The organism is Halorubrum ejinorense (assembly GCF_039522565.1).
GTDB classification, from domain to species: domain Archaea; phylum Halobacteriota; class Halobacteria; order Halobacteriales; family Haloferacaceae; genus Halorubrum; species Halorubrum ejinorense.
Genome location: NZ_BAAADQ010000004.1, coordinates 1 through 18192, shown reverse-complemented (window position 1 = coordinate 18192; position 18192 = coordinate 1). Strand labels below are relative to the sequence as shown.

Annotated in this window: 17 protein-coding genes; 8 read left to right on the top strand and 9 right to left on the bottom strand. The window is 70.2% G+C overall.

Features of this window, described 5'->3' with window-relative positions:
* Positions 1-66 precede the first annotated feature (66 nt).
* The 4 genes from ABDZ89_RS05845 to ABDZ89_RS05830 all read left to right on the top strand — a co-directional run bounded on the left by ABDZ89_RS05845 (position 67) and on the right by ABDZ89_RS05830 (position 3126).
* Positions 67-1047: a Gfo/Idh/MocA family protein gene (locus ABDZ89_RS05845; RefSeq protein ID WP_343777423.1), complete on the top strand. Its 981-nt coding sequence runs from the start codon at positions 67-69 to the stop codon at positions 1045-1047.
* A 133-nt stretch (positions 1048-1180) separates the two neighbouring features.
* Positions 1181-1606, top strand: a complete 426-nt coding sequence (locus ABDZ89_RS05840; RefSeq protein WP_343777420.1) for a universal stress protein — start codon at positions 1181-1183, stop codon at positions 1604-1606.
* A gap of 139 nt (positions 1607-1745) precedes the next feature.
* Positions 1746-2618, top strand: a complete 873-nt coding sequence (locus tag ABDZ89_RS05835) for a sulfurtransferase (protein WP_343777418.1) — start codon at positions 1746-1748, stop codon at positions 2616-2618.
* 76 nt (positions 2619-2694) lie between these two features.
* Positions 2695-3126 (top strand): universal stress protein, encoded by a 432-nt coding sequence (locus ABDZ89_RS05830; RefSeq protein ID WP_343777416.1) that lies wholly within the window; start codon positions 2695-2697, stop codon positions 3124-3126.
* Between the two features lie 9 nt (positions 3127-3135).
* On the opposite strand, the gene ABDZ89_RS05825 is transcribed toward ABDZ89_RS05830, so the two are convergent.
* Both ABDZ89_RS05825 and ABDZ89_RS05820 read right to left on the bottom strand, forming a co-directional pair.
* Positions 3136-4341 (bottom strand): inorganic phosphate transporter, encoded by a 1206-nt coding sequence (locus ABDZ89_RS05825; RefSeq protein WP_343777617.1) that lies wholly within the window; start codon positions 4339-4341, stop codon positions 3136-3138.
* A gap of 211 nt (positions 4342-4552) precedes the next feature.
* Positions 4553-6472, bottom strand: coding sequence for a S9 family peptidase (locus ABDZ89_RS05820; protein ID WP_343777414.1), 1920 nt, complete (start codon positions 6470-6472; stop codon positions 4553-4555).
* Positions 6473-6595: 123 nt separating this feature from the next.
* On the opposite strand from ABDZ89_RS05820, the gene ABDZ89_RS05815 reads away from it, so the two are divergent.
* The 4 genes from ABDZ89_RS05815 (at position 6596) to ABDZ89_RS05800 (ending at position 10484) form a co-directional block, all read left to right on the top strand.
* Positions 6596-8224 carry an FAD-binding domain-containing protein gene (locus ABDZ89_RS05815; RefSeq protein ID WP_343777616.1) on the top strand — a complete coding sequence of 543 codons (1629 nt, stop codon included), beginning with the start codon at positions 6596-6598 and terminating at the stop codon, positions 8222-8224.
* Between the two features lie 121 nt (positions 8225-8345).
* On the top strand, positions 8346-8579 hold the full coding sequence (locus ABDZ89_RS05810) for a YgaP family membrane protein (RefSeq protein WP_343777410.1): 234 nt from the start codon (positions 8346-8348) through the stop codon (positions 8577-8579).
* 174 nt (positions 8580-8753) lie between these two features.
* A complete protein-coding gene (locus tag ABDZ89_RS05805) occupies positions 8754-9986 on the top strand; it encodes an FAD-dependent oxidoreductase (RefSeq protein ID WP_343777408.1) in 1233 nt (410 codons plus the stop codon).
* Between the two features lie 90 nt (positions 9987-10076).
* Positions 10077-10484: a MaoC family dehydratase gene (locus tag ABDZ89_RS05800; protein WP_343777406.1), complete on the top strand. Its 408-nt coding sequence runs from the start codon at positions 10077-10079 to the stop codon at positions 10482-10484.
* Between the two features lie 28 nt (positions 10485-10512).
* On the opposite strand, the gene ABDZ89_RS05795 is transcribed toward ABDZ89_RS05800, so the two are convergent.
* The 7 genes from ABDZ89_RS05795 to ABDZ89_RS05765 form a co-directional block, all read right to left on the bottom strand.
* Positions 10513-11613 carry a 3-oxoacyl-[acyl-carrier-protein] synthase III C-terminal domain-containing protein gene (locus ABDZ89_RS05795; RefSeq protein ID WP_343777404.1) on the bottom strand — a complete coding sequence of 367 codons (1101 nt, stop codon included), beginning with the start codon at positions 11611-11613 and terminating at the stop codon, positions 10513-10515.
* A gap of 188 nt (positions 11614-11801) precedes the next feature.
* Positions 11802-13169, bottom strand: coding sequence for a branched-chain amino acid ABC transporter permease (locus ABDZ89_RS05790; protein ID WP_343777402.1), 1368 nt, complete (start codon positions 13167-13169; stop codon positions 11802-11804).
* Positions 13159-14211 (bottom strand): branched-chain amino acid ABC transporter permease, encoded by a 1053-nt coding sequence (locus ABDZ89_RS05785; RefSeq protein WP_343777400.1) that lies wholly within the window; start codon positions 14209-14211, stop codon positions 13159-13161. Before ABDZ89_RS05785 ends, ABDZ89_RS05790 begins: the two co-directional genes overlap by 11 nt.
* A complete protein-coding gene (locus tag ABDZ89_RS05780) occupies positions 14208-14906 on the bottom strand; it encodes an ABC transporter ATP-binding protein (RefSeq protein WP_343777398.1) in 699 nt (232 codons plus the stop codon). The genes ABDZ89_RS05785 and ABDZ89_RS05780 overlap by 4 nt, the downstream gene beginning before the upstream one ends.
* Complete coding sequence (locus ABDZ89_RS05775; protein ID WP_343777396.1) at positions 14903-15805, bottom strand: ABC transporter ATP-binding protein; 903 nt, start codon at positions 15803-15805, stop codon at positions 14903-14905. Before ABDZ89_RS05775 ends, ABDZ89_RS05780 begins: the two co-directional genes overlap by 4 nt.
* Positions 15805-17241, bottom strand: coding sequence for an ABC transporter substrate-binding protein (locus tag ABDZ89_RS05770; protein ID WP_343777395.1), 1437 nt, complete (start codon positions 17239-17241; stop codon positions 15805-15807). Before ABDZ89_RS05770 ends, ABDZ89_RS05775 begins: the two co-directional genes overlap by 1 nt.
* Positions 17242-17377: 136 nt before the next feature.
* Positions 17378-18079 carry a helix-turn-helix domain-containing protein gene (locus tag ABDZ89_RS05765; RefSeq protein WP_343777394.1) on the bottom strand — a complete coding sequence of 234 codons (702 nt, stop codon included), beginning with the start codon at positions 18077-18079 and terminating at the stop codon, positions 17378-17380.
* Between the last annotated feature and the right edge of the window lie 113 nt (positions 18080-18192).

Genomic DNA, 18192 nt, shown 5'->3' with positions numbered 1-18192 from the left:
CACCCGCGACGGCGACACCGCTCTGGCTTCCGAAGCTACAAGCGCGTCGAACCGCTCCCGACGCCCGTGATGGACATCGGTATCGTCGGCTGCGGCGTGATCGGGAACCGACTCGCCGCAGCGATCGACGACCACGCCCGGTTCGAACTGGCGGCGGCCTGCGACCTCGACGCGGACCGCGCCGAGGCGCTCGCGACCGAGCACGGCACCGAGCGGACGACCACGACGACGGACCACCAGACGCTCGTCGATCTCGACGGGCTCGACGCCGTCTACGTCGGCGTCCCGCCGCTCGCGCACCGCGAGGTTGTCGCGGACGCGCTCGCCGCCGACAGACACGTGATCTGCGAGAAGCCCATCGCGGCCGACGCTGAGACGGGGCGAGCGCTCGCCTCGCTCGAAGCGGAGACGGACCGCGTCACGGCGGTGAACCTGCCGTTCCGCTACACGCCCGGCTTCGTCCGCCTGCGGGAACTGGTCGAGTCGGGCGCGATCGGCGACCCGCGTCGGGTCGAACTCCGGTTCCGCTTCCCGCAGTGGCCCCGCGAGTGGCAGGACGTGGCGTGGCTGGAGTCGCGCGAGCAGGGCGGGCCGCTCCGCGAGGTGGGGACGCACTTCCTGTTCGGCGTGCAGGAGCTGTTCGGTCCCGTCGAGACCGTCTCCGCCGACGTGGGGTACTCGGGGCCCGACGCCTACGAGGACGACGTGGTGGGGAGCTTCCGGGCCGGGGGCGTCCGCGGGTCGATCGACCTGCTCTGCGACCACGAGGGCGACGAGGAGAACGTCGTCACGGTCGTCGGCGACGGGGGCTCGCTGTCGCTCACGGAGTGGTACCGCTTGACCCGCGACCGCGGCCGCGAGAGCGAGGCGACGCTCGTCGACGAGCGCGGCGACACCGTGAGTGCGCTCCTGACCGAGTTCGCGGAGGCCGTCGAGGGCGACGGGGGCGACCTCGTCTCGTTCGCGGAGGCGACGCGCGTCCAGGAGGTCCTCGACGCGGTCCATGCGTCGGAATGCGACGCCGTCCGTCCGGGAGACGGCGGGTAGCGGCGAGGCGTAGACGGGGACGCAACGGCGACGAGAGCGAGGCCGAGACCCCGTATCGGCCGACCGCCGTCGCGGAGTCGCGAACCGGGAACGCCCGACAGGAATTATGTGTCCATCGGACCGATCTCCGCGCATGAGCTACCTCGTTGCGACCGACGGATCGACGGAGAGCGACGACGCCGTCCGGTACGCGGCGCGACAGGCGGTCGCGTTCTACGAGACGCTCGAGATCGCCCACGTGTTGACGCCGGACTCGGAGCTGGTCGACGGCACCATCGTCCTCCCGGGCGAGGACGCCGCGGTCGAGGCCGGCGAGGCCGTCTTAGAGAGCGCCCGCAGCATCGCCGAGGAGGCGGTCGGCGACGAGTCGGTCGACGTGGAGACGCAGCTCCTCACCGGCCGCCCGGCCGACGCGATCACCGAGTACGCGGCCGAATCGGCGGTCGACGCGATCTACGTCGGCCACCGCGGACTGAGCGAGGAGCGAGAGCAGGTGGTCGGCAGCGTCGCGAAGAGCGTCGTCGACAAGGCCGACGTGCCCGTGACGGTGATCCGGTAGCTGTCAGTCGAAGAAAACTACTGAGGGGCCGCGAGACGACCGATTTCCGTGTTTTTCCCCGCCGATCCGGCTGTCACAGGCGCCGGAAAGAACCGCCATTATCGGACGTTCAAAGCGGCGTTGGGCCCTATACGGAGTGATGCCAGGAGACGTACTCGTCACGGCGGATTGGGTCGAAGACCACCTGGACGACTTCCAGAGCGACGACTCGGACCTGCGGCTCGTCGAGATCAACAACCCGACCGTCACCGACGAGTCGGAGTACACGCCCTACGAAGAGGGTCACATCCCCGGCGCGCTCAACTTCGAGTGGGACGCGGTGTTCACCGACGAGACCGAGCGCGACATCGTCTCGAAGGAGGACTTCGCGGCCCGGAACGGTGAGGGCGGCATCGACGCCGACACGACGGTCGTCGTCTACGGCGGCGGTCGCGTCCCCAACTGGTTCGCGCTGTTCGGCTACTGGATCTACAAGTACTACGGTCACGGCGACGTCCGCGTGATCGACGGCGGGAAGGGGTACTGGGTCGAGAACGACTACCCGCTCTCGACGGAGGAGCCCGACTTCACGCCCCGCGACTACGTCGCTCGCGGTCCCTTCGAGAGCGTCCGCGCCTACAAGGACGACATCGACAAGGCGATCGAGGAGGGGATCCCGATGGTCGACGTCCGCTCCCCCGAGGAGTTCTCCGGCGAGGTCATCGCCCCCGAAGGCCTCAACGAGACGGCCCAGCGCGGCGGCCACATTCCCGGCGCGAGCAACGTGCCGATCGGCACCACGCTGAACGAGGACGGCACGTTCAAGAGCGCGGACGAGCTCCGCGAGCTGTACAGCGACGCCGGCGTCGACGGCGACGAGTCGACGATCACCTACTGCCGCGTCGGCGAGCGCTCGTCGATCGAGTGGTTCCTCCTGCATGAACTGCTCGGCTACGACGACGTCCGTAACTACGACGGCTCGTGGACCGAGTGGGGGAACCTCGTCGGCGCGCCGATCGAGACGGGAGAGTAAGCGGCCCCCCGGTCGCCCTTCCCCGCACCGCGCGACCGATCACCGGCGATATGTATCTGGGGAGGCAAGGCGTCGTATGGCGGCGTCTCACGTCCTCGTTCCCCTCGACGGATCGCCACTGGCCGCCGACGCGCTCGACGACGCGCTCGAACTCTTCGACTGTCGAGTGACCGTCCTGAACGTAGTGACGCCGCTCGACGCGCCGATGAGCGAGGGCGGGATCCTCGCCGCCGACGAGAGCCGTCGCGAGAGCGCGCGCGAGCGGGCCGACCGCATCGTCGACCGAGCGACCGATCGAGCCGCGGAGAGCGATCGCCGCGTCGAGACGGCGGTGCGGACGGGCGACCCGGCGGAGACGATCGTAGAGTACGTCGACGCCCACGATGTCGACCGCGTCGTCATGGGCGGACACGGCGGTGAGCGCGGCCGCGTCGCGAGACGGCTGCTCGGCACCGTGGCGACGAACGTGGTCGGCGAGGCGCCCGTGACCGTGACGGTCGTGCGCTGAGGCCCCTCTTCACCCGCCGAGCACCGCGGCGAAGGCCGCGTAGAGCCCGTACCCGATCGCGATCGAGGCCACGAGCGTGATCCCCCAAAAGAGGATCGTGACACCGATCTTGCGCCGAGAGACGCCCGCGGAGCCGCCGGCGAGCCCGCCCCCGATGACCCCGGAGATGATGATGTTGTTAAACGAGATGGGGATCCCGAGTCCGATGGCCAGCTGCGCGATGATGAACCCGGGGACCAGCGCGGCGATCGACCGCCGGGCGCCGAGCTGCGCGTACTCGCGCGAGGTCGCCTGGAGCAGCTTCGGTGCGCCCATCCACGCCCCCGCGAGGATGCCGGCGGCGCCGAGCGAGAGCAGCACGATGCCGGGCAGCCCGAGCTCGACGCCGTATAGGTTCTCGAGCGGGCCGGTCGCCAGCCCGACCTGGCTGCCGCCGCTGGAGAAGGCGACGACGCTCCCGAGGACGAGGAGGAACGTCCGGATACCGCCCTCGGCGGACGCCTGTGTCCGCCGCCGAACGGCGACGAACCACGCCGCGGCCGCGAGCAGCGTGACGAGCGCCGTCACGGGGTCGATCCCGACGACCGTCGGCGCGTCGACCCGTCGAGCGATGAACCCCGCGAGAGAGCTCTGGGTCGCGTCCGGCGGCGAGGGGATGACACCCAGCTGGACGTTGGCCACGATCCCCCCGACGACGGCCGCGAGCAGCGGGACGCCGACCGTCTCCGGGATGTCGTCGCGCCGGAGGAGGGTGGCGGTGACGTACGCGAGCCCGCCGGAGACGGGCGGCACGAGCGCCCAGAACAGCGCGATACGGCGGTAGGTGTCGATGGCGGGGTCGCCCCCGAGCGAGAGCCCGACGCCGACCATCGCGCCCGTCGTCGCGAACGCCGCCGGAACCGGGTAGCCGGTGGAGACGCCGAAGGCCATGAACCCGGTCGCGGTGAGCAGCCCCGCCGTCGCCGCCAGCGACGTTATCTGCACGCCGTCGATCAGGCCCGCGCCGACCGTCTCCGAGATCGCTCCGCCCTGCGTGAGCGCGCCGAGGGCGGCGAGGATCCCGATGAGGAAGGCGGCCCGCATCGTCGAGATGGCGTTGGCGCCGATCGCCGGGGCGAACGGCGGCGAGTTGCTGTTCGCCCCGAGCGCCCACGCCGTGGCGAGGCTGGTCAGCGTCGCCAGCGCGACGAGGGCCCAGAAGCCGACGCCGGCCACGCTCACGCGCCTCCCTCGACGAGCAGTCGAGCCATGTTACTCCCCCCGACGACGGCGCCGGGTAAATAAGCCCCGTCGGACGGGCGCCATCCGGGTCGCTCGGAGGCCCCCCTCGCGCGGTACGAGAAACAGCTCGACTCGACCGGCAGCATGCGGTCCCGGGGCCGAACCGCGCGGTCGGCCCCGACGGCAGCGAACCGTCCGCGCCCCGCTAGTCGTCCAGCGAGGCGACCGCGGTCCGCTCCGCGCCGATCCGGCGGTCGAGGAAGTCGTCGATGAGTTCGAGCGACCGGATCTTCTGGTCGATGTCGCCCGAGCCGTGGCCCTCCTCGCCGAGCTCCTCGTACTCGTAGTCGTCGCCCTCGACGGAGCCGGCGTCGTCGAGCGCGTCGCGGAGGATGCGCGCCTGCGAGACCGGCACGCGCGGGTCGTTCACGCCGTGGACGATCAGGAGCGGCGCGGCGACGTTCTCGACGTAGGTCACGGGACTGCGCTCGCGGTAGGTCGCCTCGTTGTCGTCCGGCTCGCCGAGGTTCTTCACCATGAGCTCCGTGCGGAAGTGCGGCATCGTGTTCTCGTACATGTCGAACAGGTCGCTGACGCCGACCCACGTGATCCCCGCGGCGTACAGGTCCGGGTACTGGACCATCTGCCAGTTGGCGGAGTAACCGCCGTAGGAACCGCCGTAGACGGCGACGCGGTCCTCGTCGAGCCAGTCGTACTCGCCGAGGACGTGTTCGACGCCGGTCGCCACGTCGCCCTGCTCGGCGCCGCCCCAGTCGTCGTACAGCTCCTCGACGAACTCGCGGCCGCGCCCCGTGGAGCCGCGGTAGTTCACCTGAAGCACGGAGTAGCCGCGCGAGAGCAGGAACTGGACGCGGTAGCTGAACCGCCGGCTGTCGTGGTGCCGCGGCCCGCCGTGCGGGTTGACGATCAGCGGCGACGGGCGTCGGCCGGAGTCGAACAGCAGCCCCTCGATTTCGAACTCCTCGTAGGGGTCGTGCTCGACCGCGCGCGCCGGGGTCTCGGGCACGCCGTCGGAGGCGAACGAGACCGTTTCGGGCTCGACGAAGTCGTCCGGGTCGAACGGGCCGTACTCCGCGTCGAACAGGGTCTCAGTGGCGTCCGCGTCGAGGTCGTACGCGACCAGTTCGGGCCGCCGGCTCGACGTGGTGCGGTACGCGAGCAGGCGGTCGTCGGCGAGCCGACCGTCCGTCACGTTGGCGACGCCGGCCGAGAAGTCGAGTTCGCGGCCGTCGCCCGTCTCGGCGTCGTAGACGACGGGAACGGTGACGGCCCCGCGGGTCCGGCTCGCGACGAACCGGTCGCCCCCTTCGAGGAAGTGGCTCGGGGACTCCTCGAACTCGTCGCCGCCGAACCAGGTCACGTCGACCGCGTTCCCGGCGTCGTCCGTCCCGGCACCGTCCCCGCTCAGGTCGACGATGCCGCTCCGACCGAGGTCGGTCGTGTTGTCGGCGACGAGGAGCCGCTCCCCGTCCGGACCCCAGTCGACCGGGACCGCCTCCGCGCCCACGTCGCCGATCCCGAGGTTCCGGGCGTTCGACCCGTCGACGTCGGCGACGTACACGTCGGTGTTCTCGTAGGCGTCCGTCTCGTTGGTCGCGTACGCGATCCGGTCGCCGTCGGGCGACAGCGCGCCGGCGGCCACCGCGCGCTCGTAGTCGGTGACCTTCGTCGTCTCGCCGCTCGGTAGGTCGTGGCGGTAGAGGTTCATCTGGCCGTCGCGGCTGGAGCCGAGCAGGAGGGTCTCACCGTCCTCGCCCACGTCGTTGAGCCGGATCTGCCCCTCCATCTCGACGACGGGAACGCTCTCGCCGTCGAGCGACATCGCCCAGACGTCGTGCTGTTCGTCGCCGCCCTCGTCGCGGTGATAGTAGAGTCGGTCGCCGCTCGGATCCCACTCGAAGCCGGCGCGGACCGACCGGGGAACGTCGCCGTCGCTGAGCTGCTCTAAGGACCCGTCCTCCGGGTCACAGAGGTGAAGCTCGTTGCGGCCGGTCACGTCGTAGTAGAGGGCGACGGTCTCTCCGTCCGGGGACACGCGGGGGCTCGCGATCGTCGGCAGCTTCGCGAGCTCGCGGAGCACGTCGGTCTCGTCTGAGTCTGACATCCGCATAAACGGCGTGTCGGAATCCTCTTCAACGTTTGCCGGTCGCGAGGTCGCCATCGCGTTCGTGCCGAGCCGGGGCGGGCCGACAGGCCCATGCGCCGGGAGGCCGAACGATCGGTCGAGATGGCTCCGGCCGACGACGCCTCGCTCTCGACGGCTCCCGACGCGGCCGCGGTCCGGTCGCTCGCCGTCCCGTCCGACGGCGCCGCGGAGACGGGCCCGGGGACCGTCGTCTGGCATCGGACGGACCTGCGGATCGCCGACAATCCGGCGCTCGCGGCGGCCGCGGCGGCGTCCGACCGCGTGCTGCCCGTTTTCGTCTTCGACCCGGGCTTCCACGACGAGCGCGGCGCGGCCTGTGACGCCCGGATCGAGTTCCTCCACGACTGCCTGCGCGACCTCGACCGACAGTACCGCGACGTCGGCGGCGCGGGACTGACGTACGCCCACGGCGATCCGCTCGACGTGCTGGGTCGGTTCGTCGACGCCGGGTGGGACGTGGTCGCGGGCGCGACCGCGACCGGCCGGTACGGACGGCGTCGCGACGACCGGGCTCGCGAGGAGCTCGGCGTCCGCTTCGTCGCGGGCGACGGACTCGTCCGGGACGCCGACCGCCCCCGAGACGGGTGGAGCGATCGCGTCGAGTCGTGGTTCGCGAGCGAGCCGTTCGATTGGGACCCCCGATCCGTCGCGGTCGAGCGCGTGGAGACCGGGGTCGACCCCGACCGCGTCGCTGGCGCGTACGGCGTCGACTCGACGAAGACGCGCGTCCCGACCGGTGGCCGCGGTCCGGCGCGCGAGAAGCTCGACGCGTTCACCGAGCGGATCGCCGGCTACCCGGGATCGATCTCCTCGCCCGTCGACGCCCGGGAGGGGACGAGCGGCCTTTCCCCCTATCTGCGGTTCGGCTGCCTCTCGGTCCGGGAGGTCCACCGGCACGTCGACGAGCGCGCGCCCGACGGCCGCGGGAAGTCGATGTTCGTCTCGCGGCTGTTCTGGAACCGCCACTACACCCAGAAGCTGCTCGACTGGCCGGGGTGGCTCGACGAGGCCGTCAATCCCGTCTACCGCGGGTTCAACCGCGACCGCCACGATCCCGAACTGGTCGCGGCGTGGAAGCGCGGCGAGACCGGATTCCCGATGGTCGACGCGAGCATGCGCTGTCTCCGGGAGACCGGGTGGCTCAACTTCAGGATGCGGGCGCTCTGCGCGAGCGTCTACTTCCACGTCCTCCAGCAGCCGTGGCGGATCGGCGCCGACCACTTCTTCGAACACCTGATCGACGGCGACGCCGCGATCAACTACACCCAGTGGCAGTCGCAGTGCGGGCTGGTCGGTCGTCCCGGTCTGCGATTGTACGATCCCCGCAAGCAGGTCCGCGATCAGGACCCGGACGGGGAGTTCGTCACGCGGTGGGTCCCCGAACTCGACCCGCTCCCGGCCGCCCATCTCGACGCGCCCGAGAAGACGCCGCTGGCGGTCCAACGCGAGACCGGCGTCCGGATCGGCGAGGCGTACCCGTACCCGGTCGTCGACTACGAAGCGGCCCGCAGCGAGTTCCGGGACCGGTACGGCGCCGTTCACGGCGCGGCCGCCGCTCGCCTCGCCGACGAGGAGATAGCCCGCCGAGCGTCGCTCTCGGGAGGGCTGGGGGCCGCTCGCACCATCGCTGCCGACCACGGCGACGCGCGAGACCCCGAGGAGGCCGACGCGGCCACGGCGACGCAGACGGACCTCGCCGACTTCGGGTGACTCGTTGACTTCGGGTGACTCGTTGACTTCGGGTGACTCGCCGGTTCGAAACCGTCGCGAGCGCGGTCGGACCGAGGAAATCGCAGAAAGGTTCATACGGTTGTGTGGCGTATTGTGACGTATGAACCAAAACGTCGGTTCGATGGACAAGCGCGCCAGAACGCTCGTCGGGGCCGTGGCCGGTGCCGCCTCGATAGCGACGCTCGCGGGCGCCGCGCCGCTCCCCGCCCTCGCCGCCCCCGTGTTGGGCGTCGTCGCGCTCCTCATGTTGGCGACCGCCGCGATGAACACCTGCCCCGTGTACTCGCTGCTCGGCGTCGACACCTGTCCCGCGGACGCCGGCCGCTCCGTCTGATCGCCGCCACCGAAACGAATTTCGGCGGTAGCCCGCTCCGAAATACCTTTCTCGGCCGCCTCGACGGCAGTCTCAAGTGATCGCAGTGCGTACCGTTCACATGGTTAGCATCGGTTCCGGCCGACGGCGACTCGCGACGAACGACGCCACCGACGCGACCGGGGTGACGCTCGCGTGAGCGACGACCCGACGGTCCTCGTGGTCGGCGGCGGAGCGACCGGGACGGGCGTCGCCAGAGACCTCGCGATCCGCGGGGTCGACGTGACGCTCGTCGACCGCGGCGGGCTCGGGAGCGGCACCTCCGGCCGCTCGCACGGCCTCCTCCACAGCGGGGCGCGGTACGCCGAGGCCGACCCGGAGGGCGCGAGCGAGTGTATCGAGGAGAGCCGCACGCTCAAGGAGATCGCCGGCGCCTGCGTCCGCGACACCGGCGGACTGTTCGTCCGGCTCGACGGCGACGACCCGGACTACTTCGCGGAGAAACTCGCGGCCTGCGAGGAGATCGGGATCGAGACGGAACGGCTGGACGGGGACGCCGTCCGCGAGCGCGTCCCGGGGCTCGCGGACGAGGTCGCGGAGGCGTTCTCGGTCCCCGACGGCGTCATCTACCCGTCGCGGCTGGTGGCCGCCAACGCCGCCGACGCGGAGCGACACGGTGCGACCGTCCACCCGAACGCGCCGGTCGAGGACGTGACCGTCACTGACGGCGCCGTCGACGCCGTGCGCGTCGGGGGCTCGGTGGACGCGACGCTGTCCCCGGAGGTCGTCGTCAACGCGACCGGCGCGTGGGCCGACGCCATCGCCGACATGGCGGGCGTCCCGGTCGGGATGGCGCCGAGCCGCGGCGTGATGGTCTCGGTCGAGTACGACGGGCTGGCGCCGGTGTTGAACCGGTGTCGCGACCCCGACGACGGCGACATCGTCGTCCCCCACGACGGCGAGGTCGTGTTGGGCACGACGAGCGTCCCCGTCTCCGACCCCGACGACTACGAGACCGCCGACTGGGAGGTCGAGCGGTCGGTCGAGGAGTGCGCCGCGATGCTCCCCGACGTCGCGGACGCGCCGACCGTCCGGACGTGGTGGGGCGTCCGCCCCCTCTACGCGCCCGACGAGTCCGGCTCGAACCGACGAGGCATCTCGCGCGGCTTCACGCTGCTCGACCACGAGCGCGACGACGCGGCCGGGCTCTACAGCGTCGTGGGCGGGAAGCTGACCACCTACCGGCAGATGGCCGAGACGACCGCCGACCGCGTCTGCGAGCGGTTGGGGGTCGACGCCGCCTGCGAGACCGCGAGCGAACCGCTCGCTCACGCCGACGACCCCGAGCGACTGGACGAGCTCGTCGCGGCCTACGGCGGCGCGAACCCCACGGACTCCGACGTCGTGGGTGCGCCGGCGGACGACTGATCGGACCGGATCGCCCGGATCTCGCGGAGCGGCGGCGCGGGTTCGAGGTTGAACCACGGGGTTGAGGGACCGACGGCGAGACCGATCGGTATGCCAGTCGCGACGGTCGGCGAGACGGCGACCAACGAGGTATCGGTGAGCGAGGAGACGATCGAGGCGTTCGCGGAGCTCTCGGGCGACGGGAACCCGATCCACCTCGACGACGACTACGCCGCCGAGACGATGTTCGGCGGTCGCGTCGCGCACGGAATGCTCTCGGCGGCGGTCGTCTCCGGCGCGCTCGCGGGGCTCTCCGGAGACATCGTCTACCTCGCGCAGGAGATTTCCTTCGAGAAGCCGGTGTTCCCCGGCGAGACGATCGAGGCGAGCGTCAGCGTCATCGACGACCTCGGCGGCGACCGGCTCGCGGTCGAGACGACCGCGACCGTCCCGGAGCGCGACGAACGCGTCCTCTCCGGCGAGGCGACGGTGCTGTCGGTGCCGCACGAGTCCTCGTAGCCGGTCGCGCCGCGCTCGGCCGCGGCCGCTATCCCCGCCAGCGGAGGACGGTCGCGGACCAGGTGTACCCGGTACCGGCCGCGAGGAGGCAGACGAGGTCGCCGGGTTCGAGGCGGTCGGTCTCGACGCCGCGCGACAGCGCCAGCGCTTGGTCGACGCTCTGGACGTGCCCGTACTCGTCGAGGTAGTAGCCGTCGCTCGCGGGGTCGAGGCCGAGTTCGTCGAGGACGCGCTCGTGGAACGACCGCTTCATGTGCGTGAGCGCGACGTAATCGAGGTCGCCGCGGTCGAACCCGGAGCGGTCGAGCGCCGCGTCGGCGACCGAGAGGTACGCCGGCAGCGAGACGGGACCGAGCCGCTTTTTCATCCCGTCGGGGTCCGGAACGTCGAGGGCGTGGAGGCCTTCCCGCACGGTCTCCTCGCTGGGCGGTCGCTTCGACCCGCCGGCGGGCATCACCACGTCGTCGGCGAACGACCCGTCGGTCTCGGCCGCGCTCGACTCGACGATAGCCCGCGCGCGACCGCCGAAGGGGTCGCCGTCGCCGGTCTCGCCGTCGTCGCCGCGGTCGTTGCTGTTGTCGCCGTCGGTGCCGTCCCGCTCGTCCTCCGACGCCGCCTCGACGACGAACGCGCTCGCGCCGCTGCCGAAGTTGAACATGAAGGAGCTGTCCTCGTTGCCGTAGTCGACGAGGTCCTCCTCGCGGCTGGCGGCGACGAGCAGCGCCGCGTCTATCGGCTCGGCTTCCAACTGCGCCCGCGCCTGCCGGAGCGCGATCGGTGCGCCCGCACACAGCGTGTAGCTCTCCGTGGCGTACGCGTTCGTCGCCCCGAGGCGGTCGGTGATCGCCGCCGCCGCCGACCACACGACGTGGTCTTTGTACTCCGAGCCGTGGTAACAGACGAGGTCGAGGTCGGTCGGGTCGACGTCCGCGTCCGCGAGCGCGGCCTCGGCCGCCTTCACCGACATGTCGGTCGCGTGGTCGCCGTCGGGCGGACAGACGTGCTTCTCGCGGACGCCCATCTTCTCGACGACCACCTCCTCCGGGATGCCGCTCTCGGCGGCTATCTCGGTCCCGGTGATCGTCTCGTCCGGGACGTACGTCCCGAGTCCGGTGATCCCGACGGTCATCGTCGCCCTCGGGGTCGCGGTCGGTTCCAGTCGTCTCGTCGCGTGATTTCGGTCATGTGGCGTGTGTTCAGATGTAGTGGGTCGTTCGGACCGCCTGCGTGCGTTCAGATCTTCCGCGTGCGTTCGGACCGCCCGCGTGCGTTCGGACCGCCCGCGTGCGTTCGGACCGCGAACCGCGGCCCTGCGAGCTACCGGAAGTAGCGTCGCAGGTGTTTCGGGAGCCGCTTCCCGACGGTACCGCCGAGCCGGTCGCGCAGCGTCCCGAGGATGCCGTTCGGGACGAACAGCACGAACAGCACGAAGATGATCCCGAGGTACAGCGGGGCGCGTCCGTCCACCGCGGTGTTGACGAACAGCTCCACGCTGACTCCGAAGAGGTCGGCTTCGAGGACGCTCGCCGGGAGCCCTTCGCGGAGCAGCGTCGCTATCCCGCCGCTCTCGGTGGAGAGCACGTCCTCTAACCCCTGATTGAACAGGGTCCCGAAGACCGGCCCCGCGAGGGTGCCGAACCCGCCGACGATCGTCGTGATCAGCGCGTCGGCCGTGACGAGGAAGTAGAACGTCCCGTCCGGGGCGACCGACCGCGAGAAGGCGGCGAAGATGCCGCCCGCGACGGCGCCGAAGAACCCGCTGATGGCGAACGCGGCCAGCTTGAACCGGTAGGTCGCGTAGCCGACGGCGCGGGCGCGCTCCTCGTTCTCGCGGATCGCGATCATCACGCGGCCGAACGGCGAGTGAATGATCCGCTGCATCGCGAAGTAGCAGACGACGACGACGATCCCGAGCGCGTAGTACGAGACCACCGTCGTCGACAGGTCGATTCCGAGTCCCAGCAGGTTCTCGACGCTCTCGCCCGTGAGCCGTCCGACCTCGAGGCTGAGCGCGTCGACGAAGGGGACGCCGATCGCGAGCGCGTCGCCGCTGACGGTCGCGCCCTCCGTCGGGTTCGTCGAGACGTACCCCCACGACCGGATCAGCTCGTAGATCACCTGCGAGAATCCGAGGGTGATCATCGCGAAGTAGACGCCCGTGAGCCGGAAGGACACCGACCCGATGACGAGCGCGAGCACCCCGGCCAACACGGCGCCGAGGAGCAGGGTGATCATGAACGGGGTCCCACCGGGGACGCCCGGCACCTGCCCGTTCGCGGCGAGCACGACGAAGTACGCGCCGGTGCCGAAGAAGGCGGCGTGACCGAAGGAGAGGTACCCCGTGTAGCCGCTGATGAAGTCGAAGCTCATCGCGAACAACCCCATGTACAACACGACGATCATGAACGTGATCGCCGGGAGGAACGCCTCGGCGAACGGCGCGGCCGGGGTCGCGAGCAGCGCCTCGTAAATCAGCGGGTACACCAGGAAGCCGAGTATGACGCCCGCGTGAACGACGTGGTCCCGGAGGTACTCGCGGAGGCCGGGCGCGTCGCGGTGGGATCCGGCGTCGGCGCTCGTTTGCGTGCCGGCGCTCGCCTCGGGGTCGGCGCTCGCCTCGGGGTCGGCGCTCGCCTCGGGGTCGGCGTTCTCCCCGGCGGCGGAGTCGGGGTCACTAATGGCCACCCACCTCTTCGACGCCGTAGAGCCCTTGCGGGCGGATGATGAGCATCACCACGAGCAGGAGGAAGATGGTCACCTCGGAGAGGCCGGGAAAGGTGACGATCCCGGTGGTGAACAGCCACGTCGTCACCGAGTCGGCGATCCCGACGATCCCCGCCGCGACGAGCGTCCCGGTGAAGCTCCCGAGCCCCCCGATGATGACGACCACGAACGCGTACAGCAGCACGTCGATGCTCAACAGGACGCTCGGCCCCCAGATCGGGTCCCACATCAGCAGGACGCCGCCGACCGCGGCGAGGCCGGTCCCGACGCCGAACACGACGGTGAAGGCCTGCCGCACGTCGATGCCGAGCGCCTGGACCATCTCGGTGTCCTCGCTGCCGGCGCGGATGTAGAGCCCGTACAGCGTCTTCGTCAGGAACGCCCAGACCGCGACCGCGACGACCGCGCCGATCGCGACCTCGAAGAGGTACAGTCGCCTGACGCCGATCCCGAGCAGCTCCGTCCGGCCGAGGAGCACGTCCGGCGTGGTGCCCATCGGCGCCTGCCACTGCGGGTTCGGCTGGATCCCGCGGAGCGTCAAGACGATCCGAGCGAACTCCTCGATGATGAGCGAGACGCCGAACGTCAGCAGTATCTGGTAGGTCGGCGTGCGGTCGTAGATCGGTCGGATCAGCCCGACCTCCATCGCGCTGCCGGCCGCGGTGGTGATCGCGAACACGAGCGCCATCGCGACGAAGAACACGAGGATGGTGGCGAGCGACCCGGTGTTCGCCCCGACGACGAGGACCAAGACGAGTCCGCCGAGGTACGCGCCGACCATCGCGATCGCTCCGTGCGCGAAGTTGAGCACGCCCATCAGTCCGAAGACGAGCGTCAGCCCGACGGCGATGGTGAAGTACACCGCCGCCTTCCCGATACCCTCGACCAGCACGCGGGCCGCCGTCTGGAGCCCGCCGACCGCGCCGCCGGTCGCGAGCGGGACGCTCGGGTCGACGAGCGGTGCGACCTGCGCGAGGACGGGGGCGAGCGATTCGAGGATCATGCGGTGAGGTACCTCCGGACGCGCTCGTCGTCGCTCGTGACGCCCTCGGTGTCCCCCTCCTCGACGACGACGCCGTGGTCGACGAGGTAGAACCGGTCGGCCAGATCCATCGCCAGTCGGAAGTTCTGCTCGACTAGGACCATCGTCGTCTCGGCGGAGGCCGCCCGCAGCGCCTCGACCACGTCCTCGACGATCTGCGGCGCGAGCCCCTCGCTCGGCTCGTCGACCAAGAGGAGGTCGTTGTCGCCGAGCATGCCGCGGGCGATGGCGAGCATCTGCTGTTGCCCGCCGCTCAGGTCGCCCGCGTCCTTGTCGCTGAAGCGTTCGAGCGCCGGGAACAGGTCGTAGGCCTCGGCGATCCGGGCGCCGGTATCGGTCGCCGAGTGCGCTGCGATGCGGAGGTTCTCCTCTACGGTGAGGTGTGAGAACACGCGCCGCTCCTCGGGCACCCAGCCCATCCCGCGGGCGGCGATCTCGTGTGGTTCCATCCCCGTCACGTCCTCGCCGTCGAACCGGACCGTCCCCTCGCGGGGCGGCGTCAGTCCGAGCGCGGTCCGGAGCGTCGTCGTCTTGCCCACTCCGTTCCGCCCGACCAGGGCGACGATCTCGCCCTCGTCGACCGACAGGGAGAGGCCTTGGAGGATATGGCTCTCGCCGTAGTAGGTGTGGACCCCGTCGAGTTCGAGCATCGTCACCGCTTTTCACCCCTACGTACGCGTCGTCCCCCGTCGGCGGCGGCGTCGCCGGTCTCGTCCGCGTCCGCGGCTCCCGACGCGCGCTCGTCGGCCGATCCCTCGCGGCCGTACCCGCCGAGGTACGCCTCCTGGACGGCCTCGTCGCCGCGAACGTCTTCGGGCGGTCCGTCGGCGATCAGCGCTCCGCGGTGAAGCACGGCGATCCGGTCGGAGATGTCCATCACCACCTCCATGTTGTGTTCGATGAGCATCACCGAGTGGTCCTCGGCCACGTCCTCGATCAGGGCGACGACCTCGTCGACCCCGTCGCTCGACACGCCGGCGGTCGGCTCGTCGAGGAGGAGGAGGTCCGGGTCCCCGGCGAGCGCGACGCCGATCTCGAGGCTGCGCTTCTCGCCGTGGCTCAGGTTCTGCGTGACGGTCTCTCCCGTCCCCGCCAAGCCGATACGTTCGAGGATCGCGGTCGCCTCCGCGTAGTGGTCGTCGAACTCGGTGACGTTGCGCCACAGCTTCCACGAGTCGTTGCCGCGGCCGGCCTGGGCGGCGATCCGAACGTTCTCCAGCACCGTCAGCGTCGGGAACAGGTTCGTGATCTGGTACGACCGGTGGATCCCCGCGAGCGCCGTCTCGTTCGGCGAGGCCGCGGTGATGTCGAGCGCCGAGCCGGTCCCGTCCGTCGCTCCGCCGTCCGGGCCCCCGCCGCCGCTCGGCGGATCGAACCGGATGCGTCCGTCGGAGGGCTCCAACACGCCCGTGAGCAGGTTGAAGAACGTCGTCTTCCCCGCGCCGTTCGGACCGATGATCGAGCAGAGCTCGCCGGCCTCAAGCGCGAAGTCGACGCCGTCGACGGCGGTGATGCCGCCGAAGCGCTTCGTGAGCCCCTCGGTCTCCAGCAGCATTACAGCGAGCAGCTGGCGTCCGCTTCGGGGACCATCACGTCCTCGGCGTCGAGCCGTTCGAGGGGCTCACCGGGCATGATCGGCGCGTCCCAGGTGTCGGCGTACTCGTCGCTCGTCGGCACCGGCCACGCGACCGTCATCTGCGAGGCCGCCTGGTTGTTGTGCTCTTGGAACGTGTACCCGTCCGCGCCCTTCGGCGTGTCCGTGACGGTCATCCCGCGCAGCGCGTCGGCGATGTCGCCTCCCTCCGTGGACCTCGACTCCGAGACGGCCTGCGAGAGCGCCGAGGCGGCGGTGAAGGTGCCGGAGCTGAACAGGTCCGGAACGATGCCGTACGCGTCGATGTGCATCTGCCGGAACTCCTCGTTGATCGGGTTCTCGTACTGGTTCCAGTGGTAGCGGCTGGTGAACGGTCCGAGACCGGCGTCCTTGATGTCCTGCTCGGTGAAGCCCTCGCCCAGCGCAGACTGGATGGTCCCGCCGATGAGCTTCGTCGTCAGCAGGGCGGCGAACCCGCCGAACACCTGGACGTCGTAGGAGATGGCCGAGGTGAGGAACTGGGGCAGCGTCGACGCCGTGAAGCCGCCGACGACGCCCGTCGCGCCGTCCGAGATCGCCTGTTCGAAGAGCCCGTCGAACTCCGAGTAGCCGACCTGGACGAACCGCGGTTCGAGGACGTCGACGCCCTGGCTCTCTAAGACCTCGGTGTAGTTGCTCGCGACGCTCTGCCCGAACGCGTTGTCGGACGCGAACACCGCGACCGTGTCGATGTCGAAGTTCTCGGCGACGTACGTGCCGCCCGCCCGCGCGTCCATCGCGGTGTGTTCGCTCGCGCGGAACGCCATCGGGTGACAGAACTCGTCGCTCACCGTGATGCCGGCGTCGGCCGCGGGGCCGATCAGGTAGGGCACGTCCGTCTCGTCGACGACGGTGTCGATGAGGCGGCGCGCGCTGTCGGAGGAAGTGCCTCCGAACAGGACGTCGATATCTTCTTCTAATACGAGGTCGGTCGCGACGCTCTGTGCCGTGTCTGGACTGAAGCCGGTGTCCTTGACGATGATCTCGTAGGTCGGGCCGCCGTCGGGTTCGACCGTGTACGTCCCCGGCGTGGCCCCCTGGATCGGGTCGAGGTCGTGTTTGTACGCCAGCCCTGAGTAGAACCCGCGAAGGCTGATCTGTCCGTAGTACTGGAGGTCGCCGGAGGTCGGTTGGAGCGCCCCGATCCGGACCGTCTCGCCGGAGAGGTCGCCGCCGTCGCCGCCGTCCGACCCATCGGAGCCGTCCGATCCGTCTCCGCCGTCCGATCCGTCTCCGCCGTCTTCTCCGTCTCCCCCGTCTCCGCCGCCGGAACAGCCGGCGAGCCCGGTGAGTCCGGCCGCGCCGACCGCGGCGCTGGTTCGTCGCAGGTACGATCGCCGTGTGTGGTCGTCTCGCATACATGAACTGAGAACGACCACCACAATGAAGGGCCGAGTTAAGATGTTAACAAGCCACGCGAAAGTTCCGGATCAGGCCGGCGTTCGCCGCTGAATCCTCACATTCCGGCTCGGCGACGGAAGATCGCTCGCCGCGTCACTCCAGCCGCTCCAGCGCGGCGACGACGCTCCGGAGCAGCTTCTTCTCGCCGCGGCGCATGTTCTTCGAGACGGCCGCGGTGGAGACGTCGAACTCGTCGGCCAGCGTCGACAGGGTCGCCTCCCGGGGGGACTCGAAGTAGCCGGCGTCGGCCGCCGTCTCGATGGTGTCGCGCTCCACGTCGGTCAGGTCGCGGCACGCGTCCAGCATCGTCGACGCCGCGTTCGCGTTCCGCATCGTGTCGAACAGCGCCTCCATCGAGAGCTGCGACCGGTCCTCGACGACGAACTCGTTGCCCTTCTCCAGTTCGTGGAGCGCGTCCTCCGTCGTCTCCTCGTCGTCGAACCCGACCTGCCAGCGCTCGGAGCCGTCGGCGATCCGGAACGGGCCGGTGATGTAGCCGCCGTGGTCGGTTATCGTCGACATGGCGTTCGTCTCCTCGATGACGGTGCGGATGACGGCGGTCCCGTCCTTCTTGGAGAACAGGCGGTACTCGGCCATGTTCTCGTGGTCGCGAAGGGCGGAGAGCCCCTCGCCGAGCTCGTACCGGTCCGGCGACTCCACGAGCAGCCGCGTCTCCAACTGCTCGGCGGCCGTGTCCAACTGCCAGTGCATGGCCGAGAAGGAGACGTCGTGGTCGGCGGAGGTGTCGATGAACGGGCAGTCGAACTGCTCCATATCCATCGTGACGTCGAGCATGCCCCCTCCTTATTCTGTGCGTATATAATGGTTGTTCCTGTGGAATACGTCGCGTTAAGTTAGAGGATGAGGCGCTCGACTTCAGAGTGTCTATGGCCGAAACCGAGCGCCTC